Source organism: Virgibacillus indicus (genome assembly GCF_002266285.1).
In the GTDB taxonomy this organism is placed as follows: Bacteria; Bacillota; Bacilli; order Bacillales; family Amphibacillaceae; genus Virgibacillus_K; species Virgibacillus_K indicus.
The window spans coordinates 181,982-207,495 of record NZ_NPMS01000001.1 but is presented as its reverse complement, the minus strand read 5'-3'; the positions used below and the strand labels follow the sequence as shown (position 1 = coordinate 207,495).

Here is a 25,514-nt window from a genome sequence, read left to right as displayed (position 1 = left end):
CTTATCCTAACCTTTTATGTGTGAAAATAATATATAATCTGTATTATAGACCCTGCATTTAATAAAATCAAGTTTAATTCAGCTCTTTTTTAATAGAATGCGGAAATGGAAAACTGTTGAATGGCTCAAAATCAACTTTTTCCTGAAACACATTTATAACTGTCAGTGTTTTAGGTTCTGAAGGATAATCACCATAGATTTTTATCTTACTCGGTGCCATTGCAATTAATGGTGCCAGATTCCATTCATTTTCATCCAAACCAACAATATACAGTGGTTCCTTTTGCATCAGCATCCGGAGTTCCAATCTGGTGAATTTCTTGCCATTTTGCTTAAAAAAAGAAAAAGTTCTGCCTTGTAAAATATGAATTATATTATAGCTTGGTTCTTTTTTGGAAATATATTCACGAAGCAGATTAACAAACTCCTGATGATCCTCCTCCCGTTTAAATTCATCAATTGCCAGCCCGACATAATGGATAAGCTGGTCTCTGAACACTTTTAAACGAAATTTAACGATAGAATCAAAGTGAATGACTGTTGTGTTTTTTATATTGGAGACAAATAATGAATGCAGCAATTGCAGGGGATCCTTATTATTCCGCACCAGTAAACTGTCATCATCCTCCCCCGTGAAAATCCAGTGGGTAATATCCAGAATGCGTTCCATCTCATCCCTGTTTGTATAATAATAAAAATCCTCTATTATATGTCGTATCATCCCCCCGAGACGGTGTGTCATAAACACATCGACCATTGATTTAGCTATCGTTTCCACAAGCTCATTTGATTGGAACAGTTCCTCAAACTGTAAATGATTCCCAAAGTCTTCATGCGTTTTCCAATGCAATTCAATTTGCTTATTATATCGGAATACCTGTTCACAAAAACTAATTACTTCTTTATCAGATTCAAAATATACCTCCAGCAATAAACATCACCCTCATCCAAGACCAAACTGTTACATTATATGGACAAAGGCATTAAAAAATGTATAAACCAATAAAACTAGTAAAAACAAAAGCAACCACAGCAGGAGTTCTACCATGATTGCTTCTTAACTATCACTGTCTTCTGTTCTCACCATAAATAGGAACTTCCTTGCTTACCTGTTTTATCCTTTCAATGATTCTGCCAGCTTTTACTGTTTCAATCCCTGAACGGGTAGATGCCAGCTGTCCCTCCAACTGTTCCAAATCGTAGTTTGATGTGAAAAAAACAGGTAATCTTTCCATCATTCGGTATTGAAGGATGGATCCTAAAATTTCGTCACGAAACCAAGCAGACTGCAGTTCTGCACCTATATCATCAAGCATTAAAACATCAGCTTTCTTGAAATAGTCTATTTTTTCATTAATAGAATCATCCTTAAAGGAAGCTTTAATTTCGCGAACAAACTCCGGCATATAGATTAATGTTGATGAAATATTAAATTCCTTTAGTTTATTGGCCAGTGCACCTAGAAAATAGGTTTTGCCAACACCAAAAGGTCCATGGAAATAGATACCTTTTGCGGGCATTCTTGATTGCGCCTCTCCCATAAACTGAGTTAATTCACGAATGGCATTGTTTCTTTCGGACTCATCATGCTGCAACTCATCAATCGTAGCTTCCAGAATTTCCTTTGGCATGTATAAACTCTTAATCAGCTTTTCCTGTTCTCTCTGCTTCTCATGTGCAATCAATGTGTGGCATTTTTCATAGGAAAGGTGAATTTCATTATTTTCAACATGTAATACAGGTGAATATCCTGGCAGCATATTTTTGCAACCATTTAGTGATGAGCACCTGTCACACTGCTTGGATTGTGTTTTATATTCATAGAGCTTTATCAGATTTTTTTCAATCTCTTTTTGAGGCAATTGTGGATAAAGTGATAAAAATTCCTTTATTTCTGGATCGTTTAAAATCTCATGCTTTATCTTTTTATAGTTTTCCTGAAAATTACTATTTTCCTGCATCCATTTCTTTAATTCGGATTGCACTGGTTCCATTTAAATCATCCTTACAGCTGTTTTATTTTTTACTGGAAAACTGACGTAATAATGCAGCAATTTCTTCCTGCTCTTTTTGATCAGTTCCTGTTTGTTTCGCTGTTGGCTTTTGCTGTTTTTGTTTTCTTTCTTTAAACCAATCCGGAACTATTTCTTTTGAAGTCTGTTTTCGGTAGTTTTGCCTGGTGGCTGTTCCTTTCTGATATCTTTCTTTTTCTTTTAGTGCAAATGCCATAGCTTCCTTTGCTGTCTTCAAATTTGCACGTGACCAATGACTCGCTATTTTCTCCAAATAGGCCTTGGAAAGCTTCATATTAGATTGCAGCAGCACATAATGGATCAGTACATTCATCACAGGGGAAGGCAAACCTTGAGATGTCATTACTTCCTGTATTACTTTCATATCCTGACCTGAAGCCTGGTTTCCACCGGATAAATCTTCCAGCAGTTGTTTTGGTGACATGTTTTCCAATTCAAAAATCAGCTGTTCTTCTTTTGTTGCCGGCTGTGAATTTATTGGCTGTTTTTGTTCTTTGGTGGATATATCCGATAACTTAATTGCTGATTCATTATGTTTTGATTTAAAAAGATCGTGACAAGCAGCTTTAAATTCTTCTGCAGCCAGTACATTGTCTGGTGTTAGTGCCCATAATACAGATTTTTCAATTTCATATGCTGCTAAATCATATAAAACCATCATCTGTTTAATTAATTTGCGGTTAGGCGCTGTTAACACTTTCTTTACTGGAATCATTCGCTGTTTCAGCATATGCTCCATCCAGGTGAAATCAATTCCGGCTTCTTCTGAAACTGGACCCTGCTGTGTAATGTTACTATTCATACTACTTGCAGCAGAAGGCTGAAACGTTTGAAAAACATCGGTAAAAGCAGCAGTTACCTCTATCCCGAGCTCTTCCTCCGCCTTACTGTAATGTTTCTTTAATACGTTAAATTTATCCTCCCCAAGATGATGGTAAAGAAGCTGGGAAAGCATTGCATCCCTAAAAAAATCACCAGGTGCAAAAGGGATTTGCAGTACATACGTATAAAAGCTGCTTCGATCTGCCTTTTTGTCATAGGTTTTTAATAATCCGATTCCTTCAAGCTTCAATCTGGCCTGATAAATTTCATCCAGAGGCAAATTAAGGTAATTCATTAACGTGTGATGGGTTTGTGGTGTTTTATCATGCTGGAGTTCCAGCTCATGAAGCAATGTCTGATATAACATTACCGCATTTAATCCAATTAGTGGCTGGTATAAATGGGTTAAAGATTTTGCATAATCTATTGGCATTGATTCTTTTAAAAAAACATAATATCCTTCAATAGGCAAAATTTTCCCGATATAATTCATTTCATCTAACCCTTTCAAATTCACTTACTCAATTTTTCTTATCTGTATTTATCAAGTCTTTCAGTTCATCAAGAAAGACACTGATGTCTTTAAACTGGCGATATACAGAAGCAAAACGGACATAGGCAACTTCATCCACTTTGGATAGCCTGTCCATTACCATTTCACCAATTTCTTTACTGTCTATTTCTGATACACCAGTATTGCGCAGTTCTTTTTCAACTTCAAGTGCAATTAATTCAATTTTCTCCAGTGGAACTGGACGTTTTTCACAGGCTTTTATAAGTCCGCGAATTAGCTTCTCTCTGCTATATTCCTGTCTTGCGCCATCTTTCTTTACAACAATTAAAGGAACTTCTTCAATCCGTTCAAATGTTGTAAAACGAAATCCGCATTCCTCACATTCTCTTCTTCTGCGGATTGATCTGCCTTCTTCAATCGGCCGTGAGTCAAGCACTTTTGTACTTTTACTTTGGCAATTTGAACATCTCACCATCGTTCAACCCCATTCAGTTATTTCAATCTGTACATTTACGCTTTTCTGATGATTGGTAATTCTTTATCTGTCTGCTCATATAATTTCTGAATTAACTTAAAGCTGTAACCAAAATCAAATGGCAATACAGACTCCGTAGTAACGGAGAAATCAATTGCTGTCTGGTATGGCCGGACCATAATTACAGTAGCAACGATAAATGCCTTCCTGCCCTTCTTTACAATTACACTTATTTCACCATGTTCTTTGGAAATTGAGTTAATTTCATAGCTTTGAGAACTGTTAAAAAGATTCTCAAGCATTTGCATCCCTTTTTCTTTGGTTGTCTTATAATAATGAGTTTGGAGTGATTGGTCCCAATGTTCTTCCCTTGATTCTGAGTGATTATTAAAATATTTTGATAGTGTATTGCGTAACGACATTTTCTGCACCCCACATGAATTCAGTTTCTATGTATAATAGTTCTATTCTAACATGTTTTGACTAAATCCTCTATTGCAAATACATGGAATGAAGCTGCGTCTTTGAGGCTGATCAATCAGCTAAAACAAAAACAAGCACCTGTATCCATATTCTTTTAGGAAGGATACATGTGCTTGTTCAATTATTACTAGTTTAAAATAATTGCATTATGAAATTTTTGCCTGTTTCTGATGCAGGTAATGTCCAACGTATTTTGTTAAGTCGATAACACGTTTGGAATAGCCCCATTCATTATCATACCATGCGATTACTTTGATTTTGTTATCCTCCATTACAATAGTGGATAATCCATCGATAATTGATGAAAACTCGGTTGTTGTGTAATCGATGGACACAAGAGGTTCTTCACTATATTGGATAATTCCCTTCATTTCTTTTTCAGCTGCCTCTTTGAAGGTGCGATTAATTTCTTCAATGGTTACAGATTTTTCTACATCGACTACCAGATCTACCAAAGAAACATTTGGTGTCGGCACCCGTAATGCCATTCCATGCAATTTCCCATTCAAATGTGGCAATACTTCACCCAGTGCTTTTGCAGCACCGGTTGATGTCGGGATGATGGACTGGGTGCACCCTCTCGCACGGCGCAGATCCTTATGCGGGTTATCCAGGTTTTTTTGATCATTTGTGAATGCATGAACGGTTGTCATCAATCCATTTTTAATTGAAAAGTTATCATCCAATACTTTTACAACTGGTGCCAAACAATTTGTTGTACAGGAAGCATTTGAAATAACATCATCTTTTTCCGGATGATATTCTTTTTCATTTACTCCCATCACAATCGTTTTATCAATCTGTTTCCCTGGAGCTGTAATTACTACTTTTTTCGCCCCAGCCTTCAAATGCAGACCAGCAGTTTCTTTTGTTTTAAACTTGCCTGTTGCCTCAACAACTACATCGATTCCATATTCCTTCCATGGCAGCTTTTCTGGTTCTCTGGAATTTACAATGACTACTTTTTTATTATTTACTTCCAATCCATCTTCAAGTGCCTTCACTTCGCCGTTAAAAATTCCATGTACGCTATCATATTTAATTAAGTGTGCAAGTGTTTCTGGAGGATAACTTGCATTAATTGCAACAACCTCTAATTGATTATCTCGGGCAGCCTGACGGAATACCATTCTCCCAATCCGGCCAAAACCATTAATAGCAATTCTAGTCTTATTCATTTGTAATCCTCCTATATATGTTATACTCATTTTATTTTTATATTAATTAGTATAGCACATTTAAAAAGAAATGTGCTCTTATTTTTATCATATTTATAAATTAAGGCTGTTTATTAAAAAGTTGAGTTAATACCATCGGTTTGCCCCTCCAAGGAGAATTGAGACTATGTGCTGATCGTCCTGTCAAAAGGAGTTGTTGTTATTGACACAATATCTATAGACTGCGAATTACTTAGCATCTGCTATAATCGCCGTCCGGGATCGCTCCGGGCGGATGCTTTCCGCGGGCACGGCCTCAGCCTCCTCGAGAAAACCACTCTGCGGGGTCTTCGGACTCGTGCTTTTCCCGCAGGAGTCACCGCCCTCCGCTCACCCGAACTGGTGAGGTGGTTAGATGCTTTGTATATTATTACTAATGCTGTTCATTGGCACTAACCAGATCCTCAGCGAAGGAAATACGCGGAGACTCCTGTGGGAGCAGAGGCCTAGATGAGACCCCGCAGAGCGACAGCTCGAGGAGGCTCATCAGCCGCCCACGGAAAGCGTAGTGTATTTCCGCAGCGGTCGCCCAACCGTAATTTCAAGTAATTCGCAGTTTACATCAATAGCAACAATACTTTGCGAAAAGATAATAAAATAAGACCTGGATTCAAACAATTAATTGTCTGAATCCAGGTCTTATTAAATTTTAGATCACTTTCCATTCTTTTAATAATTTCTCCAGCTGCTGAAAAGATTCATATTTGCTTCCATTATTATCAATGACTGCATCAGCCATATTTGCTTTTTCCTTAACGGTTAGTTGGGAGTTAATCCGCTGTCTTGCTTCTTCCTCCGTATAGCCATCACGTTCCATTAAACGGTTCAGCTGCACTGTTTCATCTACATATACAACTACTGTTCTATCAACAAAATGGGTTAGCTTGCTTTCAAATAATAAAGGAATATCAAGAACCACACTGCTGGCACCTGCTTCAATATATTCATCTCTTCGCTCAAGCATTTTTTCTCTTACCGCAGGATGGACAATTTCATTTAACGTTTTTCGTTTTAGCTCATTAGTAAAGATAATGGCACCAAGCTTTTTACGGTCAAGTGTCTTATCATCAAGCAGAATCTCGTCCCCAAATGCTTCAATAATTTGATTATAAGCTTTCTCCCCGGGGTTAACAACCTCCCGTGAAATTTTATCTGCATCAATAACTGGTATATTAAAATCATCAAACATGAGGGAAACAGTACTTTTTCCACTTGCGATGCTTCCTGTCAGTCCTATAACCAATGCCATTTCTGTCACCTCTTAGTTTTTTTGACAAGTTGTACATACATGTGTACCACGTCCGCCGACTTTCAATTTTACAATTGGGCTTCCGCATTGTTTGCATGCTTTATTTTCCTGGCCATATACAAACAGCTCCTGCTGGAACATTCCCATATCTCCTTGACTGTTTACGTAAGAGCGGATCGTGGTGCCTCCCTGCTTTACTGCTGCTTCCAATGTTGCAATTGCCTGTTCCTGAATGCGGTACACTTCTTTTTTTGTAAGTTTGCTGGAGCGCTTCAATGGGTGAACCCCAGCTTTGTATAATGTTTCATCAACATAGATATTTCCAAGACCTGTTACAATTGTTTGATCAAGCAGGGCAGATTTAATAAAGCGATCAGTTTTTTTAAGTTTTTGATAAAAGTAATCAAAGGTAAAAGTTTCATCGAAAGGATCCGGCCCAAGCAGGGTTAACGGTTTATTAATAAATTCTTCCCCTTTATTATATAAATGCATCGTTCCAAATTTACGCACGTCATTGTAGCGCAGCTCTTCCCCATCAGTAAACCTGAAAATAACATGGGTATGCTTTTTAACCGGTTCATCTGTTTTATGAACACTGTATTTTCCTTCCATGCGTAAATGAGAAATTAAAACATAATCATCTAAATAAAACAGCAGGAACTTTCCTCTTCGACTAAGATCATTGATTTTCTGTCCTGTGATCATTACTTTAAATTGCTCTATATCGTCAGGCATTTTTATAATCTTCGGCCAGTATATGTCTGCTTCTTTAATTGTTTTATTCATAATAAATTGCTTTAATGTATTCTTGATTGTTTCTACTTCTGGTAATTCCGGCATGTCTTCCCATTCTCCTTATTTTGCATCAAACCAGCTGTCTCCAAAGGCATAATCAACCTTTAATGGAACGGTTAAATCGAAAGTCCCTTCCATCATTGCTGGAACTATTTCTTTTAATTTATCAATTTCTCCTTTTGGTGCTTCTAGTATCAATTCATCATGTACCTGCAGAAGCATACGTGCTTTTAATTTCTCTTCTTTTAGTTTTCCATCCAGATCAATCATTGCTTTCTTAATGATATCGGCAGCACTGCCTTGTATCGGTGTATTCATTGCAGTTCGCTCAGCAAAACTTCGTAAATTAAAGTTCCTGCTAGTTATTTCAGGCAAATATCTTCTTCGTTTCATCAACGTGCTGACGTATCCCTTATGCTTCGCTTCCTGAACAATATCCTCCATATAGGTTTTGACCCCTGGATAACTTTCAAAATAACGGTCAATGAATTGTTTGGCCTCTTTACGGGTAATCCCTAAATTTTGTGAAAGACCATAGTCACTGATCCCATACACAATTCCAAAGTTGACAGCCTTTGCCTGGCGACGCATATTGGCAGTGACTTCATCTTCATTTACATGAAAAACATCCATCGCTGTCTGCGTATGAATATCCAAGTCATTATTAAATGCAGAAATTAACTTCTCATCTCCTGCAATATGTGCCAATACCCGCAATTCAATCTGCGAATAGTCTGCTGCAAACATGATCCAGTCTTTATTTGCAGGGACAAAAGCCTGGCGAATTTTCCTTCCTTCTTCCAGACGAATAGGAATATTTTGCAGGTTTGGTTCGATTGAGCTTAATCTGCCCGTTTGTGTCAACGCCTGGTTAAAGGTAGTATGAATTTTGCTTGTATCATTATTGACAACTTTTAATAAACCTACAATATAAGTAGACTGCAATTTGCCTAATTGTCTGTATATCAGCAGCTTCGGAATAATTTCATGTTCCCCTTCCAGTTTTTCGAGTACATCAGCAGCTGTAGAATAGCCTGTTTTTGTTTTTTTAATAACTGGAAGCTTTAGTTTCTCAAATAGAATAGGGCCCAATTGTTTTGGTGAATTAACATTAAATTCTTCCCCTGCAAGCTCATAAATTTCATTTTCAAGCTCTTTCAGGCGTTCTTTCAAGTCGTCACCCATTTCTGTCAGGCGATTCACATCAACCAGAACACCTTGATGTTCCATTTCTCCTAATATAAGTGCAAGCGGCATTTCCAGCTCTTTGCATAATTCATATTGCTCATTTTTCTTCAGTTCCTCTTCCATTTCATCCTTCAGAGAAAATAATGTTCTTGTTTTCCTGACAACATGTTCAGCTAACATGTCCAATTCAGGCGCCTTCAATTTAGCCCCTTTTCCATACACTTCCTCATCAAATAAAACATCCGTCATACCATATCTGTTTCCAATTGCTGGAATGTCATGATTATTTTCAGATGGGTTAAGCAGATAGGATGTAAGCAGCATATCAAAGGTTATGCCTTTAATATGAATATTATTTCTTAGTAACGCTACAAGCGTTTTTTTCGCATCAAAAACATATTTCAATTTACTGGAGTCTTCTGCCCATTTTTTAAAGACATCTGAGTTGAGTGCAACATTTTTTGGGATAAAATATTTATTTTCCTCATTTGCAATTCCAAACCCATTTATTTCCCCAGTATGGTAATTTTCACTAATCATTTCCACGACCAGTGCTTCTTTTCCTGTAAAAATCTCTTCTTTCACTTGATCCAGCAGTGTAAATTCGATTTCCTTCATTTCAGCTTTGCTGTCTTCGCTTTCCAGTGATTCCCCTTCTACACGACTTAATAATGATTGAAATCCAAGATCCTTGAAAGCTGCACTGACATTTGCTGGCTGGTAGCCATCGTAGGTGAGTTCATCCGCAGCTACTTCAATTGGTGAATCACAATTTATTGTAACAAGGTCCTTACTCATAAATGCGTCATCTTTATGTGCGACCAGGTTTTCTTTCAGCTTTTTCCCGCTGACTTCATCTATATGGTTGTATACCTCTTCAAGCGTTTCAAATTCCTTAAGTAATTTTGTGGCTGTTTTCTCACCGACACCTGGCACACCCGGGATATTATCAGATTTATCTCCCATCAGTGCTTTTAAGTCAATAATCTGTTCAGGAGAAATCTCCATCTTGTTTTTCATATAATCCGGTGTATATTTTTCCACCTCACTGATTCCTTTTTTAGTGAGACTGACAGATACCTGATCAGATACAAGCTGCAATAAATCCTTATCACCTGAAATTACGGTTACATCCCATTTGTTTTTATTCCCCTGCGCTGAAAGGGTTCCGATAATGTCATCCGCCTCATATTGTTCCAATTGGTAATGCTTGATCTGGAAAGCATCTAGCAGTTCTTTCATTAACGGAAATTGTTCAGATAATTCAGGTGGTGTCTTTTGACGTCCGCCTTTGTATTCCTTGTACGTTTTGTGCCGGAACGTCGTTTTTCCCGCATCAAAAGCAACCAGCATGTGTGTTGGCTTTTCTTCCTCCAATATCCGCATCAGCATAGTGGTAAATCCATACACTGCGTTCGTGTATACTCCCTTATCATTGTTCAATAGTGGAAGTGCAAAAAATGCACGGTAAATAATACTGTTTCCATCAATCAAAACTAATTTCTCTGCCATCTGGCTATCCCCTCCTGAAAAAGTAATCACTAACCTTATTTTATCATTGTCTAAATGGAAAAGAAAAAATAACGAAAAACATCCTCCTGGAATTGAGGATGTTTTTCTTATTCTGGTCTATTCATTGGTAAATAAATATGGATGGCAGTCCCCTTATCTAATTCACTTACAATCTCGATTTTGCCTTCGTGCACCTCAACAATATGTTTTACGATTGCCAGTCCCAGTCCTGTTCCACCAGTATTTCTGCTTCTAGCCCTGTCTACTCTGTAAAAACGCTCAAAAATCCGATTTTGTGCTTGTTCATCAATCCCAATTCCCGTATCAGTCACCTTAATATAAACATATTCATCTCTTGTTGTTACATCAAGTTGAACTTCTCCGTTTGGAGGGGTATAGTTAATCGCATTGTCCAAAAGGTTAATAAAAATTTGTTTAACCCTTTCCTTATCCGCAGTAAACGTAATCCCCTCATCAACATGACAGGACAATAATAATTGTTTTTGATCTGCTTTTTGAGCAATTACAGGTATTATTTCTTCAACCAAGGCTTTCACATTTATACTTGTCAGCGCTAGAGGAAAATCATCTTTTTCCAATTTCGATAATGTTAATAGGTCTTCAATTAAAAGCTGCAGACGGTTGCTTTCCGTATAGATGATTTTTAGAAATTCATCTCTTGCTTCTTCATCCTCCATATCATTATCCAATAGTGTTTCCGCAAATCCTTTGATGGAAGTTATTGGCGTTTTAAGTTCATGAGAGACATTTGCCACGAAATCTTTACGCATTATTTCAAGATTTCTCAATTCGGTGATATCGTATAAAACAAGCACTGCTCCTCTGATCATATTTCGTTCATTAAAAATTGGAGCACCTACTATTTCCAAGTGATATTTGTCAAGTCCGCTGATATGTGTAAATGACTCTTTCACCGCTTTTTCATATAAAAACGTTTTTTGCACCGTCTCATGAATCGTTTCATTATCCAGGACATCATAATAAAGATATCCTCTATAATCTTTGACAGTATTGCCAAACATGGAAATGAATTTTCGGTTCACCAAATGTATGTAACCTTTGGAATCAATTAATACAAGTCCGCTTTCTGTATTATCAATTACCGTAGTCAGCTGTTCTGACTGCATTTGCTCCTGAATGGACAGTTCACTTAAATTGCGTGCTAATTTATTCACTTTTTGTATTAATTCACCGATTGCACTTGTGGATGAATGATGGATTCTCGCCGTGTAATTTCCTTTCACTATTTCTTCCATCGTTTTCGTTGCTTTATTAATCGGCTTAATATGACGGTCGTATATATGAAGCAATATAAGAATTATGCATATAAATGCAGTGAGCAATACAGCAGCAAGAACAATATAATTATCAACCACCTGACTTAAAACGATGCCTGTAAAAATAAAAGTCAGGAAAGTCCCGATAACATACGTGATCATAGGTTTGGTGAACAAATACTTCATCACATAATGTCCTCCATTTTATAACCAAGCCCCCGAACTGTCTTAATATAAAAAGGACTTTTTGATTCAGGTTCAATTTTTTCTCTGAGATGACTGACATGGACATCCACTATTCTTGTATCACCAACAAAATCATAGTCCCAGACACCGCTCAGAAGTTGATCCCGTGAAATGACCTTTCCCTTATTTTTTGCAAGATAATACAGGAGTTCAAATTCTTTTCTGGTAAATGTGATCACATTTCCATTCATCTCAGCCTCGTATCTTTCGGGATAAATAATTAAATCACCGATTTGAATGCTCTTATAATCCGTCTCTGCTGCCTTATTAGCTCTCCTCAGTATTGCTTTTACACGAGCGATTACCTCTTTTGGACTAAATGGCTTTGTTAAATAATCATCAGCACCAAGCTCCAGTCCAAGCACCTTATCAAATTCATCATCCTTAGCTGTCAGCATTAAAATGGGTGTATCTATTTTATTGTTTCTTAAATACTTGCAAACTTCGATACCATCCATGCCTGGAAGCATCAAATCGAGAATAATGAGATCATAATCATTATTCTCAGCTTTTTTTATCGCTTCCAGCCCATCATATGCAGTATCCGTCAAGAAGCCAGCTTTTTCAATATTAAATTGTAATAGTTTCACAATCGATACTTCATCATCAACAATTAGAATTTTTTGATTCATCAAGATGTCTCAGCCTCATTTCCCATTAAAACAATAGTTTAACCTAACTATTATCTTACAATGAAAAGGAAGTAATGTGAACATTATATTGATTTGTAAATAAAACTTTACAAACCAAAGGCTTTTGGCATGGATCGCATTATACAGCTAGAAAAAGTTTTCCAGCGATGTAGCGGTAAGTGAATTTGGTTTATATGCTGGACATACATAAAGCTTTCCAAAAACGACCTCATCTCCATCTGAATCATAAGCAATAACAGATAATGCTGCCTGATGGTTTTTTTCATCTACAGCGATAACTTCTAGAGTAATTTTGAGCTCAGACTGATGATATACTGCTTTTGGAAATGACATTTCATGCTTGGTAATATGACTGCCTGGTCCCGGAAGATGCATAGATACAACCTGTGAGACCATTCCATAAAGCATAACCGATGGGACAATCGGCTTTTTATATGGTGTCTGTGACGCATAATCATGTTGAATATAAAGCGGATTTGCATCATTTGTCAGTCCTAAATATAATAGGAGATCCTTATCTTCAATAATTTTTACCGCAGTATAGGAATCACCAATCCGTATATCACCAATTTCTTTTCCGAGCTTTCTTTTTTTCCCTATCATCAATGACACCCCCAATTATGTAAGCGTTTACTATTATATCAAAGATAATTGGAATCTTCCACATTATTAAAGAAGCTTCTATTCACTTTAACTGTGAAAAGAAGCTTCTTTGTTAGTTTTTATTTTAATACTTTCAGAACGCTTTTAACGGAATAAGCAGATTTATCCAATGCTGCTTTTTCCTCTTTTGTTAAGTCAAGTTCAATAATTTTCTCAATACCTTTTCCACCAATAACAGTTGGTACACCAAGGTAAATATCGGAATAACCGTATTCACCTTCCAAGTATGCAATTGATGGCAGGACACGGCGCTGATCTTTCAGGATTGCTTCTGCCATTACGGTTAATGAGGCAGCAGGTGCATAATAGGCACTTCCATTCCCTAAAAGACCAACAATTTCACCACCGCCTGTACGTGTACGCTGAACAATTTCATCCAGGCGATCTTTAGAAATTAATTTTTCAAGGGGGATACCGCCTGCATAGGAGTAGCGAATTAATGGAACCATATCGTCTCCATGTCCACCCAGAACAAAACCTGTAATATCTTTTACAGAAAGATTAAGTTCTTCAGCAACAAATGTGCGGAAACGTGCTGTATCCAAAACTCCGGATTGTCCAATCACTCGTTCTTTTGGCAGGCCTGATTCTTTAAAAGCAGTGTATGTCATTGCGTCAACCGGATTGGATAATACAATGATTGTTGTTTCTGGAGAATATTTAACAACATCTTTAGCCACTGTCTTCATTATTTTAGCATTTGTATTTACTAGATCGTCCCGGCTCATACCTGGTTTACGGGCAATCCCTGCAGTAATAATCACAAGATCAGAGTCTTTTGTATCCTCGTAATTTGCAGTACCTTTAATTTTTGCATCAAATCCTTGAACAGGGCCGGCTTCAGCCATGTCAAGTGCTTTTCCTTTAGTAGGATCTTCCATGCTTGGAATATCAACTAAAACGATATCCCCAAGCTCTTTTTGTGCAAGCATTAGGGCTGTAGTAGCCCCGGTAAAACCTGAACCAATTACTGAGATCTTATTTCTTCTCATGACCATTTGAATATCCCCCCGCTGATATTAATCCATGTTCTTAATTAATTCATTACCGAATTCAGAACATTTAACTTCTGTTGCCCCGTCCATCAGGCGAGCAAAATCATAAGTTACTACTTTAGAGGCAATTGTTTTATCCATTGATTGTGTAATCAGATCAGCTGCTTCTCTCCACTCAAGATGTTCAAGCATCAGTACTGCTGACAGAATAACAGATGATGGATTTACTTTATCAAGTCCTGCATATTTTGGTGCAGTACCATGTGTTGCTTCAAAAATTGCATGGCCGGTATTGTAGTTAATGTTGGCTCCTGGAGCAATTCCGATTCCTCCAACCTGTGCTGCCAATGCATCCGAAATATAATCACCATTCAGGTTCATTGTTGCAACGACATCAAACTCTTTTGGACGAGTCAGAATTTGCTGAAGGAAAATATCTGCAATTGCATCTTTAACAAGGATTTTCCCTGAAGCTAGAGCTTCATCCTGTGCTTTATTTGCAGCATCTTTTCCGTCTTTTTCCACAATGCGGTCATATTCAGCCCATGTAAATACTTTATCACCATATTCTTCTTCAGCTACTTCATAGCCCCACGCTTTAAAAGCACCTTCTGTAAATTTCATGATGTTACCTTTATGTACTAAAGTAACACTCTTGCGTCCTTCGTTAAGTGCATAATCAATACTTGAACGAACCAGGCGCTTTGTTCCTTCTTCTGAAACTGGTTTAACACCGATTCCAGATGTTTCCGGGAAGCGGATATTGTTAACATCCATTTCATTTTTAAGGAAATCAATTACTTTCTTAACTTCTGCAGAACCTTTTTGCCATTCGATTCCTGCATAAATATCCTCAGTGTTTTCACGGAAAATAACCATATCTACATCTTCAGGACGTTTAACGGGTGATGGAACACCTTCAAAATAGCGTACCGGACGCAGGCATGTGAATAAATCCAGCTCTTGACGCAATGCAACGTTCAATGAACGGATTCCGCCACCGATTGGTGTTGTTAAAGGACCTTTGATTGCAATCTTGTATTTGTTAATCATGTCCAATGTTTCTTGTGGAAGCCATTCACCGGTTTTGTCAAATGCTTTTTGGCCGGCATATACTTCTGTCCACTCAATTTTTTTAGTGCCATTATAAGCTTTTTCTACTGCTGCTTCGATTACTTTACGTGCAGCGGACCAAATATCTGGACCAGTTCCATCTCCCTCAATAAATGGTACGATTGGATTATCTGGAACATTCATTTTTCCATTTTCTACAATAATTTTTTCTCCCTGTGCCATAAATAAGCCTCCTAGTGTACATAACTTCATATTTTAGTTTAACATATTTTTAATCTGCATGAGAATATTCGGCAGTCTGGTAGCCAGATGCCGAAAGTCTTCTGCTAATTAGCGATTTTCAATTGAAACGTATTCTGGTGATTTAGGACCGATATATTCAGCACGCGGGCGAATTAAACGGTTGTTGTCATATTGCTCCAGAATATGTGCAAGCCAGCCGGATACACGGCTAACTGCGAAAATTGGTGTAAATAAATCATGATCAATACCAAGACTGTGGTATACAGAAGCGGAGTAAAAGTCGACATTAGCTGGAAGACCTTTATGCTCCTTAATGTACTCTTCAATCTTCACTGACATATTATACCATTTAGCTTGTCCAGTTAACTCTGTTAATTGTTTGGACATTTCTCTCAGGAATTTTGCACGCGGATCTCCATTTTTGTAAACGCGATGTCCCATGCCCATAATTTTTTCTTTGTTTTCAAATTTCTTTTTAATATATGGAATAGCATTTTCTTCTTCGCTAATTTCCGTGAGCATTTTCATTACACGTTCATTCGCTCCGCCATGAAGTGGGCCTTTTAATGCACCAATTGCAGCAGTTACACCAGAATAAATATCCGATAATGTCGCCACACACACTCTTGCTGTAAATGTAGATGCATTCAGCTCATGGTCTGCATGCAGTACCAAGGCTTTATTTATTGCTTCCACTTCAATATCCTTTGGTTCTTCACCATTTAACATATATAAAAAGTTTTCAGCATAGCTTAAGCCTTTTTTTGGTTTAACCGGATCTTTTCCCTGACGGATCCTGGCAAAACTTGTAACAATTGATGATATTTTTGCCTGCAGACGAATCGCCTTGCGTTTATTGGCATCCTGTTCCATTACATCGGATTCTTCGTCATACAGACCAAGCAATGATACAGCTGTACGCAATGCTGCCATTGGATGAACGGTTGACAGGTCATAGGAGCGCAAATGATCAATTATTGCATCAGGAAGCTCCATATTTTCCGCTAGTTCAGCTTTAAATTCATCTAATTCCGATTTGTTTGGCAGTTTTAGATTCCATAATAAATAAACTACTTCCTCAAAACTTGAATTTTTAGCCAAATCATCGATTTTGTAACCAACATACGTCAGCTGGTCATCAATAATTGAACTTATTGATGATTGAGTAGCTACAACTCCTTCAAGCCCTTTCGTTGCTGTCATAACAAACCCTCTCCTTTTTCTATAATAAGTAATAATATATAAGACAATATTTATTATGTAACATTGTCATCCCCACGCTCAATTATAAAGTATATTTCATATAATGTGAATTGAAACCGTTTAATTTCCGAAATAAAGTTATCAAAATGCGTATTTATGCCCTGAATGGCACCTTATTTAATTTTATACTGCAATGATTAAAAGCAATAAAATTTATGGAAAGAGACCTGATCAAAAAATGTTGCTATGTCTATTTTTCGTTCTTTTATCATATGTAAAGTAATAAAAGCAAAAGAGGTTGTTTTTTATGTACAAGCCATTTTTATTTCAGGTTATACGGTTTCTTGCAGTAATAGTAGCTGTGCTGGGTATCTATTTCTTTGCCATATATACCTCTGATTTTCTTTTTCCCGTTTTATTTGCCATATTGCTTTCTTTTCTAATCAATCCAATAGTGAGTTTCTTTGAAATTAAACTTAAATTTCCAAGGCCGGTCGCATCGGCAGCTGTTATTTTGGCATTATTCGGATTCATTATGGGGATAATTGTGTTTATTATGGCTGAACTTATTCAGGGAACAGCATATCTGGCAGAAATCCTGCCAAAACAGGTTCAGATACTGACAGGTGCAGTTGAAGAATTTTTTAACTCAAAACTAGTGCCATTATATCATAAAACCGTTGATTTTTTTCATTCACTGGACCCCGCTCAGCAATCAGCCATTACCGATAATATACAAGAAATACTTGATAACATTTCTATTTTAGCCGTAGATCTTCTTCATCGTTTATTATCAGCAATACCTGCTATTTTATCCTCTTTGCCAAATTCAGTTGCAGTTGTAATCTTTATTGTACTGGCAGCTTTTTTTATCACAAATGACTGGCAGGCACTCAGTAAATCTGTAATAAAAGGGATACCCGCTTCGGTCTCTCCATCGATAAAGCGTGCTTTAGAACAGCTGAAGAAGGCAGTAAGCGGATTTATAAAAGCACAGTTCTTACTTCTTTCCATAACGACATGCATTGTATATATCGGCCTGCTTATTTTCAAAATTGAACACGCTTTGACCATTGCTATCATTGCAGCAGCTGTAGACTTGCTGCCATATATTGGAACAGGAGTTATTTTTATTCCGTGGATTATCTATCTATTTATAACCGCAAATTACTCCATGACAATCAGTTTAATTGTCTTGTATATGTTAATAGTTATTTTACGTCAGATACTTGAACCTAAAATACTTTCATCACATATTGGGTTAAACCCGCTGGCAGCTCTGCTGTCACTATTTGCAGGGGTTCAATTTTGGGGTGTACCAGGGCTTATTATTGCACCGCTTTTATTAATTTTATTCACTGCGCTGCACCAGGCAGGAATTCTAACACAGCTTTGGCAATTTATCAGAGGATGAAATATTACCATCTGCGAAAGGTAATTGTATTTCTTTCCATCATTCGTTTTACCAGTTTTAATATACTTGATTTGAAAGGTTTTCTAGTAATTGGCAGGACCAAAAGAAACCCTGCTGTATCTGTTATAAATCCAGGTGTGAATAGAAAGACCGCACCGATAAATATACATACACCATCAATAATATATTCTGTAGGTGCATGACCGTTTTGGATGGAAATCCTTGCTTTGTCCCAGGTTTCGACTCCCTGCTGTTTTGCAAGCATAATACCAATTATACCTGTTAAAATAATGATCAGCACAACCCACCACGGTCCAATCATACCGCCAACCCAGATGAACACTCCAATTTCCGATGCAGATAATACTAATAATATTAAGAGCAGCCATCTCACTTCAGCTTCATCCTTTCCTGTCAGAGAAAAAAGAAGGGATATGCTTTACCCCTTCTTCTGAATTAATACAAGTGACTATAGTACACTTGTATGACCTTTATAAATATCCCCTTTGGTTCCATCAATTGTAATATCCTGGCCATCTTCAATTAAGTCAAATACGTCTTTTACCCCAACAATTACCGGAATACCCAGACTTAAACCGACAACAGCAGCGTGTGAAGTCAATCCACCTTCTTCTGTAACTATTCCGCCAGCCTTTTCAATCGCAGGCATCATGTCCCTGTCAGTTCCATATGTTACAAGTATATCTTCATCATTCAAACGTTCAATAGCCTCATTGGCATTTTTAGCAACAACGGCCCTGCCATATGCACTGCGGCGACCGATTCCCTGTCCTTTAGCAATAACATCTCCAATAACATGAACCTTCATCAGATTAGTTGTTCCACTTTCGCCAATCGGAACACCCGCAGTAATAATTACTTTGTTTCCCCGTTCAAAAAGATTTGTCTGCAGACCGCGTTCAATAGCAATTTCCATCATTTCATCTGTAGAATCCGCTCTTTTTCCGGAAATAGGATGTACACCCCAAACAAGGGAAAGCTGACGATTTACTTTTTCAGAGTAAGTTACAGCAACAATAGGTGCCTTTGGTCTGTATTTTGAAATCATTCTTGCTGTATGTCCACTTTCAGTCGGTGTCAGTATTGCACTAACATCCAAATTCATAGCAGTATGAGTTACAGATTGACTGATGCCATCTGTTATTGTCATATCCACTGATTTCGAACGCTGTGACAAAATTGATTTATGATCCAATGCGGATTCTGCCTTTAATGCGATATTGCTCATTGTCTGTACAGATTCAACCGGGTAAATGCCTGCAGCCGTCTCACCTGAAAGCATGATTGCATCAGTACCATCGAAAATCGCATTCGCAACATCGGATGCTTCTGCCCTTGTAGGACGAGGATTTCTTTGCATTGAATCAAGCATTTGTGTTGCTGTAATGACAGGTTTTCCAGCGGTATTGCATTTTTTGATCAGCATTTTCTGAACAAGCGGAACATCCTCTGCCGGAATTTCAACACCCAGGTCACCACGGGCAACCATTAACCCGTCACTGACCTCTAGAATACTGTCAATATTATCTACGCCTTCCTGGTTTTCGATCTTAGGAATGATTTTTATATCTTCGCCACTTGTATTTTCCAGTAACTCTCTTATTTCCAAAATATCTGACGGACGGCGGACAAAAGATGCAGCAATGAAGTCAATCCCTTGCTCAATTCCAAATCTGATATCTGCTGCATCCTTCTCTGTAATGCCTGGCAGGTTCACAGAAACATTCGGAACATTAACACCTTTTTTATTTTTTATGGTTCCTGAATTCAATGCTTTCGTTTTCAGTTCATTACTATGTTCATTAATTTCAATAACCTCAAGTTCTATCAGTCCATCATCCAATAGAATTTTAGATCCTACATGGACGTCATTAATTAAACCACCATAGGTCACTGAAAACCTTTCCGCTGTACCCTGTACATCATCCATGGAAATAGATACAGTGTTTCCTTGTACGAGTTCAGCCTGTCCACCTTCAAAATTGCCTGTTCTGATTTCAGGTCCTTTTGTATCTAAAAGAATTGCAACTGTTTTCCCTGAGTTCTCTGCTGCTTTTCTTATATTATTTATACGATTTCCATGTTCATCAAAATCTCCATGGGAAAAATTTAAACGGGCCACACTCATTCCTGATTCAATCAATTTCTCCAGTGTTTCGATCGACTCAGAAGCAGGACCAATTGTACAAACGATTTTTGTGTTTCTCATTTTGCTTCCTCCTTCAAATTAACGCTGTTTCTATATGGAAAGTTCCTGGGATAATGTATACATCTTTTCATTAATTGTGTGCTCCCGATTCAATATTTCCAAAATATCATGATCGACTAAATGATTATTTTGAATACCAACCATTCTGCCAGCTTTACCAGCCATCAATATATCTACAGCCTGGGCACCTAACCTGCTTGCCAATACACGGTCTGAAGCAGTAGGAGAGCCGCCTCGCTGAATGTAGCCAAGGACAGTAACCCGAGTTTCCAGATCTGTCTCTTTTTTAATCTTATCGCCAATATCAATTCCGCTTCCTACACCTTCTGCAACAACAATGATGCTGTGTTTTTTTCCGCGTTCATGACCGCGTTTAAGACGCTGGACAATATCATTGAATTCTGTCGGCTTTTCCGGTATTAATATACTCTCAGCACCGTCTGCAAGACCTGCCCACAGCGCAAGGTCCCCAGCATCTCTGCCCATTACTTCAATAATATAAGCCCTGCCGTGGGATGTTGCTGTATCGCGTATTTTATCGATTGCCTCAATTACTGTATTTAAGGCGGTGTCGAATCCAATCGTAAAGTCAGTACCGGTTATATCATTATCAATTGTTCCGGGTACACCGATGCAAGGATAGCCTTTTTCCGTCAATTTCTGGGCACCGCGAAAGCTTCCGTCCCCTCCAATTACAATTAAGCCTTCAATTCCAAATTTCTTCAGCTGTTCAATTCCTTTTTGCTGGCCATCATCTGTTTTAAATTCCTCACTTCTGGCTGAATATAAAACAGTTCCGCCACGATGAATGATATCACCAACAGAACCGATTTCCATTTTTTCGATATTTCCTTCCATCAGTCCCTGAAATCCATATTTAATTCCATAAACTTCTATATCATGGTATATCGCTTTTCTAACAACAGCACGAATTGCTGCATTCATACCAGGCGCATCTCCACCACTTGTTAAAACACCAATTTTCTTCATATTTCTTTCACCTCAAATAACACTAATTTATTGCTTTATAATAATATCCTATTATTTAAAGATAATGTGAAAAAGCAAAAATAGCAATTAATTATACTATCCATAAAGTAATTCCTGCTTTATAACCCGGGGGATAGCATGCAAAATAACAGGAGACCGACTAGTTGTCAGCCTCCAATTAATTTCCCCATAATCATTCCTGGTAATCACCAATTTGTTTATACTTTTCCCATCTTTTCTCCAGTAAATGATCAGGAGAATAGTCCTTCAGCTCTGACAATGAATTCTCCAGCACTTCATCCATATACTCAGCCTGCCGATCGAGATCACGGTGTGCACCACCTCTTGGTTCCGGTATGATCTGATCAATCACTTGCAGCTGCTTTAAATCATATGAGGTTATTTTCATTGTTTCTGCTGCTTTTTGTGCTAAAGCCGAATCCTTCCAAAGCAATGCTGCAGCTCCCTCTGGTGAGATAACGGAATAGGTTGAGTTTTCAAGCATATGTATATGATCACCAACCCCCAGAGCCAGAGCTCCACCGCTTCCCCCTTCTCCGATTACGATACAGATGATTGGAACAGTAAGACCGGCCATTTCCATTAAATTACGGGCAATTGCTTCACTCTGCCCTCGTTCTTCAGCTGCTTTACCAGGATAGGCTCCTTTTGTATCGATAAAACAAATAATTGGACGATTGAATTTTTCAGCCTGTTTCATATGCCGCAATGCTTTTCGATAGCCTTCCGGATGTGGCATGCCAAAGTTCCTGCGAATATTTTCTTTTGTATCTTTTCCTCGCTGATGACCGATTACAGTTACCGGCATTTCTTTGTAATAGGCCATTCCTGAAACAATCGCTTCATCATCACCAAAATTTCTGTCACCATGAAATTCTATAAAATTGGTAAACAGCTTCTCAATATATTCCAATGTTGTTGGGCGCTGTGGATGTCTTGCCATCTGTACACGGTTCCATGGCTTCAGATTTCCATAAATATCATTTTCCAGAACCAATAATCTTTCTTCAAGTGTATTGATTTCCTCTGAAAGGTCAATCTCACTGTCCTGTGTAAAGCTTTTTAGTTCAGTGATTTTTTCTTTCAGGTTGACAATTGGTTTTTCAAACTCAAGTACATGCTGCTTCATGAGACTTCCCCGCCCTTCTTGTGCATATCAAGCATTGTTCCAAGTAAGGCTTTCATCTCATGCCTGTGAACAACTTTATCCAGTTGTCCATGCTTCAGCTGAAATTCAGCTGTCTGAAAATCTTCCGGAAGCTTTTCGCGTATCGTTTGTTCAATAATTCGTCTGCCCGCAAAGCCAATTAATGCCTGAGGTTCAGCAAAATTATAATCACCTAATGAAGCAAAGCTTGCAGATACTCCGCCAGTAGTTGGGTGTGTCATCACGGAAATCATTAATCCCCCGGCATCGGAGAAACGTTTAATTGCAATCGAGGTTTTCGCCATTTGCATCAGGCTTAAAACACCTTCTTGCATTCTTGCACCGCCTGAAGCACTGAAAATAATAAAAGGAATGGATTCATTTTTTGCGTTTTCAATTGCACGTGCAATTTTCTCACCCATAACCGAACCCATACTTCCCATTCGAAATCTGGAATCCATTACAGCAAATGCGGTCGTCTGTCCCTCGAGTATTCCTTTACCTGTAACGATCCCTTCATTCAGGCCGGATTTCTTGCGGTCTTTTTCCATTTTTTCTTCATAGTCCGGGAATTCCAGGGGATTACCTGTGATCATCTGCTTGTCCCACTCGCGAAATGTTCCCTCTTCAAACAGACTTTCAATTCGCTCCCATGCATTAAGTTGATGGTGAAAGCCACAATTTGGGCACACCTTTAAGTTGTTATTCATTTCTTTACGGGTATAAATTTTATGACACCCATTGCATTTTTGCATCAATCCCTCTGGAATTTCTGATTTTGCCTGTTCACTTGGAATCGATGCATATTTCTTTCGCTTGCCAAAAAAATCCTTGAGCAAGGTAATTCCTCCTTTTTCCAAACAACACTTCAAACAATCAAATAGAATTGACTTATGTATAATTTACTCCAGTATAACGAAACACCGATGAAAATGATGTCATTAAACGTCGAGATAAAAAATTATTATTAACTGCCATCACTTGATGATAACTCTTCAAATAAGCTTTCAATGGCCCGATAGTTTTCCATCTTATAAATCTGAATGATTTCCAAATAAAATCCTTTTGCATAGTAAAGTTCGCTTAACGTATGTGAAAACTCATCAATCAGCTGCCATATTTTTTTCATCAGATAGTTTTCATTTTTGTTAAAAATAACCTGAAAAAACTCAGCATGTTTTTCCATCGGTTGTTTCGAAGAATCTTCTATTATACTTGATAATTTCTCAATTTCACTTTTACTGATGCTATGGTATGAGAGCTTTACGGCCTCTTTCTCAAGAATCGTTCTCACAGATAATAAATCCTTTTTTGTACGATTCTCCTGAAGTATAAAAGAAGCCAGCAGTTCAACTGTCTGATATGACCGGTAGGTACTCAAAAAAGTGCCTTCCCCATGCCTCGTTTCAATCAGGCCTAATAATTCCATCGCCCTTAATGCCTCTCTTACGGAGGATCGGCCAGCCTGCAGTGTTTCTGACAATTCTCTTTCAGATGGAAGCTTATCTCCAGCCTGCAATTCATTCATTTCAATAAACTTGCGGATTTCCTGTAATACACCTTGATATACTTTCTGTTTAGGTGACATGGACACTGCCATGGCTCACTCCTTTTGAAGGTCATTTAAAAAGGCATTGCTGCAGTCTAAGAGAGTTCCCCCGAGTCTGCAGCACTTTTTAAACACTTACAAATTAAAATTAGTCTTCATCAATTTGTGTTAACCTTCTTGTTTTTTCCTTAATTGCTTCCGGATCTGCCTCAATACGAGCAACTCCTGACTCCATTGCTGCTTTTGCAACACTTGAAGCAACTTCAGGTGCTACACGCGTATCAAATGGAGCGGGAATAACATAATTCTCATTCAATTCATCATCTGAAATCAAGGAAGCAATAGCATATGCTGCAGCCACCTTCATTCTTTCATTAATCCTTGTTGCACGGACATCAAGGGCACCACGGAAAATCCCTGGAAATGCGAGTACATTATTCACCTGGTTCGGAAAATCAGATCTGCCTGTGCCAATCACTTTTGCACCTGCTTCTTTTGCATCATCCGGCATAATCTCTGGTTCCGGATTTGCCATCGCAAAAATAATCGCATCATCATTCATCTTTCTGACCATTTCCTTCGTCAGTGCACCACCAACAGAAACACCGATAAATACATCCGCACCTTCCAGCATTTCTTCAAGTGACCCTTCTTTTTTATCCAGATTGGTGAATTTCGCAACCCGTTCTTTTACTTCGTTCATTCCATATGCCCTGTCTGCATAAATAGCACCTTTGGAATCACACATTACCATTTTGCGTACACCAAAATTATGCAATAGTTTTATAATTGCAATTCCCGCTGCACCTGCACCATTTGCCACTACTTTAATATCAGAAAATGATTTGCCTACAAGCTTTAATGCATTGATTAAACCTGCGACTGTAACAATTGCTGTACCATGCTGATCATCATGGAAAATAGGTATATTTGTTTCTTTTTTCAGGCGCTCTTCTATGATAAAGCAATTCGGGGCTGCAATATCTTCTAAATTCACCCCGCCAAAAGTAGGTTCCATTAATTTAACGGTTCTGACGATTTCCTCAACATCGTGGGTATCCAGACATATTGGAAAAGAGTCAACCCCGGCAAAGCTTTTAAATAAGACAGACTTTCCTTCCATTACCGGCAGTGCTGCCTCAGGTCCGATATTCCCCAGTCCCAAAACGGCGGATCCATCACTGACTACAGCAACCATATTCCCCTTCATGGTATAATCATAGACTGTCTCTTTGCGATCATGAATTTCTTTACAGGGCTCAGCAACACCGGGAGAATATGCCAGACTTAAATCTTTTGAATTACGAACGGGCACCTTTGACTGAATTGTTAATTTTCCTTTATTTACTTTATGCATGTGCAATGCTTCATCTCTTAAGTTTGCCATATTAATTGATCGCTCCCTTTCACCTGAAAAATTCTTTTTCAACTATAATAAAATACTATGAAAGCATTTCCAACGTGGTCAGACCACCTCTAACCTCTTAATTATAACAGATG

The 25,514-nt window shown here is 38.0% G+C and carries 23 protein-coding genes; 1 reads left to right on the top strand and 22 read right to left on the bottom strand.

From position 1 onward, the window contains the following. Positions 1 to 73 precede the first annotated feature (73 nt). The 15 genes from ytxC to citZ all read right to left on the bottom strand — a co-directional run bounded on the left by ytxC (position 74) and on the right by citZ (position 16,663). Complete coding sequence (gene ytxC, locus CIL03_RS01045; protein WP_094883358.1) at positions 74 to 931, bottom strand: putative sporulation protein YtxC; 858 nt, start codon at positions 929 to 931, stop codon at positions 74 to 76. Between the two features lie 133 nt (positions 932 to 1,064). Beyond that, a complete protein-coding gene (dnaI, locus tag CIL03_RS01040; protein WP_094883357.1) occupies positions 1,065 to 1,994 on the bottom strand; it encodes a primosomal protein DnaI in 930 nt (309 codons plus the stop codon). Between the two features lie 22 nt (positions 1,995 to 2,016). Next, positions 2,017 to 3,348: a replication initiation and membrane attachment family protein gene (locus CIL03_RS01035; protein WP_094883356.1), complete on the bottom strand. Its 1,332-nt coding sequence runs from the start codon at positions 3,346 to 3,348 to the stop codon at positions 2,017 to 2,019. Positions 3,349 to 3,376: 28 nt separating this feature from the next. Next, positions 3,377 to 3,841 (bottom strand): transcriptional regulator NrdR, encoded by a 465-nt coding sequence (gene nrdR, locus CIL03_RS01030; protein WP_094884405.1) that lies wholly within the window; start codon positions 3,839 to 3,841, stop codon positions 3,377 to 3,379. Positions 3,842 to 3,879: 38 nt separating this feature from the next. Further along, positions 3,880 to 4,266, bottom strand: a complete 387-nt coding sequence (locus tag CIL03_RS01025) for a cytosolic protein (RefSeq protein WP_094883355.1) — start codon at positions 4,264 to 4,266, stop codon at positions 3,880 to 3,882. 207 nt (positions 4,267 to 4,473) lie between these two features. Next, positions 4,474 to 5,505 (bottom strand): glyceraldehyde-3-phosphate dehydrogenase, encoded by a 1,032-nt coding sequence (locus CIL03_RS01020; RefSeq protein WP_094883354.1) that lies wholly within the window; start codon positions 5,503 to 5,505, stop codon positions 4,474 to 4,476. A 688-nt stretch (positions 5,506 to 6,193) separates the two neighbouring features. Next, the gene (gene coaE / locus CIL03_RS01015; protein WP_094883353.1) at positions 6,194 to 6,793 is read right to left on the bottom strand and encodes a dephospho-CoA kinase; all 600 of its coding nucleotides are present in this window, start codon (positions 6,791 to 6,793) and stop codon (positions 6,194 to 6,196) included. A gap of 12 nt (positions 6,794 to 6,805) precedes the next feature. Beyond that, positions 6,806 to 7,633, bottom strand: a complete 828-nt coding sequence (gene mutM / locus CIL03_RS01010) for a DNA-formamidopyrimidine glycosylase (protein WP_094883352.1) — start codon at positions 7,631 to 7,633, stop codon at positions 6,806 to 6,808. A gap of 15 nt (positions 7,634 to 7,648) precedes the next feature. Beyond that, complete coding sequence (gene polA, locus CIL03_RS01005) at positions 7,649 to 10,288, bottom strand: DNA polymerase I (protein ID WP_094883351.1); 2,640 nt, start codon at positions 10,286 to 10,288, stop codon at positions 7,649 to 7,651. Positions 10,289 to 10,395: 107 nt separating this feature from the next. Next, positions 10,396 to 11,772 carry a two-component system histidine kinase PnpS gene (pnpS, locus tag CIL03_RS01000; RefSeq protein ID WP_094883350.1) on the bottom strand — a complete coding sequence of 459 codons (1,377 nt, stop codon included), beginning with the start codon at positions 11,770 to 11,772 and terminating at the stop codon, positions 10,396 to 10,398. Next, the gene (locus CIL03_RS00995; RefSeq protein ID WP_094884402.1) at positions 11,772 to 12,464 is read right to left on the bottom strand and encodes a response regulator transcription factor; all 693 of its coding nucleotides are present in this window, start codon (positions 12,462 to 12,464) and stop codon (positions 11,772 to 11,774) included. Before CIL03_RS00995 ends, pnpS begins: the two co-directional genes overlap by 1 nt. Before the next feature lie 147 nt (positions 12,465 to 12,611). Beyond that, positions 12,612 to 13,088 (bottom strand): MaoC/PaaZ C-terminal domain-containing protein, encoded by a 477-nt coding sequence (locus tag CIL03_RS00990; RefSeq protein ID WP_094883349.1) that lies wholly within the window; start codon positions 13,086 to 13,088, stop codon positions 12,612 to 12,614. A 119-nt stretch (positions 13,089 to 13,207) separates the two neighbouring features. Next, positions 13,208 to 14,146 (bottom strand): malate dehydrogenase, encoded by a 939-nt coding sequence (mdh, locus tag CIL03_RS00985; protein WP_094883348.1) that lies wholly within the window; start codon positions 14,144 to 14,146, stop codon positions 13,208 to 13,210. Between the two features lie 21 nt (positions 14,147 to 14,167). After that, positions 14,168 to 15,439 (bottom strand): NADP-dependent isocitrate dehydrogenase, encoded by a 1,272-nt coding sequence (icd, locus tag CIL03_RS00980; protein ID WP_094883347.1) that lies wholly within the window; start codon positions 15,437 to 15,439, stop codon positions 14,168 to 14,170. A 108-nt stretch (positions 15,440 to 15,547) separates the two neighbouring features. Further along, positions 15,548 to 16,663, bottom strand: coding sequence for a citrate synthase (gene citZ, locus CIL03_RS00975; protein ID WP_094883346.1), 1,116 nt, complete (start codon positions 16,661 to 16,663; stop codon positions 15,548 to 15,550). Between the two features lie 307 nt (positions 16,664 to 16,970). Between citZ and ytvI the strand changes: the two genes are divergently transcribed. Continuing rightward, positions 16,971 to 18,077 carry a sporulation integral membrane protein YtvI gene (gene ytvI, locus CIL03_RS00970; protein ID WP_094883345.1) on the top strand — a complete coding sequence of 369 codons (1,107 nt, stop codon included), beginning with the start codon at positions 16,971 to 16,973 and terminating at the stop codon, positions 18,075 to 18,077. Between the two features lie 4 nt (positions 18,078 to 18,081). Here the strand turns inward: ytvI and CIL03_RS00965 are convergent, their stop codons facing one another. The 7 genes from CIL03_RS00965 to ystJ form a co-directional block, all read right to left on the bottom strand. After that, positions 18,082 to 18,471 carry an FxsA family protein gene (locus tag CIL03_RS00965; RefSeq protein WP_094883344.1) on the bottom strand — a complete coding sequence of 130 codons (390 nt, stop codon included), beginning with the start codon at positions 18,469 to 18,471 and terminating at the stop codon, positions 18,082 to 18,084. Between the two features lie 75 nt (positions 18,472 to 18,546). Then, entirely contained in the window at positions 18,547 to 20,307 is a 1,761-nt protein-coding gene (gene pyk, locus CIL03_RS00960) for a pyruvate kinase (RefSeq protein WP_094883343.1), read from the bottom strand. Between the two features lie 30 nt (positions 20,308 to 20,337). After that, positions 20,338 to 21,297 carry a 6-phosphofructokinase gene (gene pfkA, locus CIL03_RS00955; RefSeq protein WP_094883342.1) on the bottom strand — a complete coding sequence of 320 codons (960 nt, stop codon included), beginning with the start codon at positions 21,295 to 21,297 and terminating at the stop codon, positions 20,338 to 20,340. A 193-nt stretch (positions 21,298 to 21,490) separates the two neighbouring features. Beyond that, the gene (gene accA, locus CIL03_RS00950; RefSeq protein ID WP_094883341.1) at positions 21,491 to 22,447 is read right to left on the bottom strand and encodes an acetyl-CoA carboxylase carboxyl transferase subunit alpha; all 957 of its coding nucleotides are present in this window, start codon (positions 22,445 to 22,447) and stop codon (positions 21,491 to 21,493) included. After that, a complete protein-coding gene (accD, locus tag CIL03_RS00945) occupies positions 22,444 to 23,304 on the bottom strand; it encodes an acetyl-CoA carboxylase, carboxyltransferase subunit beta (protein WP_094883340.1) in 861 nt (286 codons plus the stop codon). The genes accA and accD overlap by 4 nt, the downstream gene beginning before the upstream one ends. 128 nt (positions 23,305 to 23,432) lie before the next feature. Continuing rightward, positions 23,433 to 24,065: a FadR/GntR family transcriptional regulator gene (locus tag CIL03_RS00940; RefSeq protein WP_338061868.1), complete on the bottom strand. Its 633-nt coding sequence runs from the start codon at positions 24,063 to 24,065 to the stop codon at positions 23,433 to 23,435. A gap of 97 nt (positions 24,066 to 24,162) precedes the next feature. Continuing rightward, positions 24,163 to 25,401 (bottom strand): NADP-dependent malic enzyme, encoded by a 1,239-nt coding sequence (gene ystJ, locus CIL03_RS00935; protein WP_094883339.1) that lies wholly within the window; start codon positions 25,399 to 25,401, stop codon positions 24,163 to 24,165. Between the last annotated feature and the right edge of the window lie 113 nt (positions 25,402 to 25,514).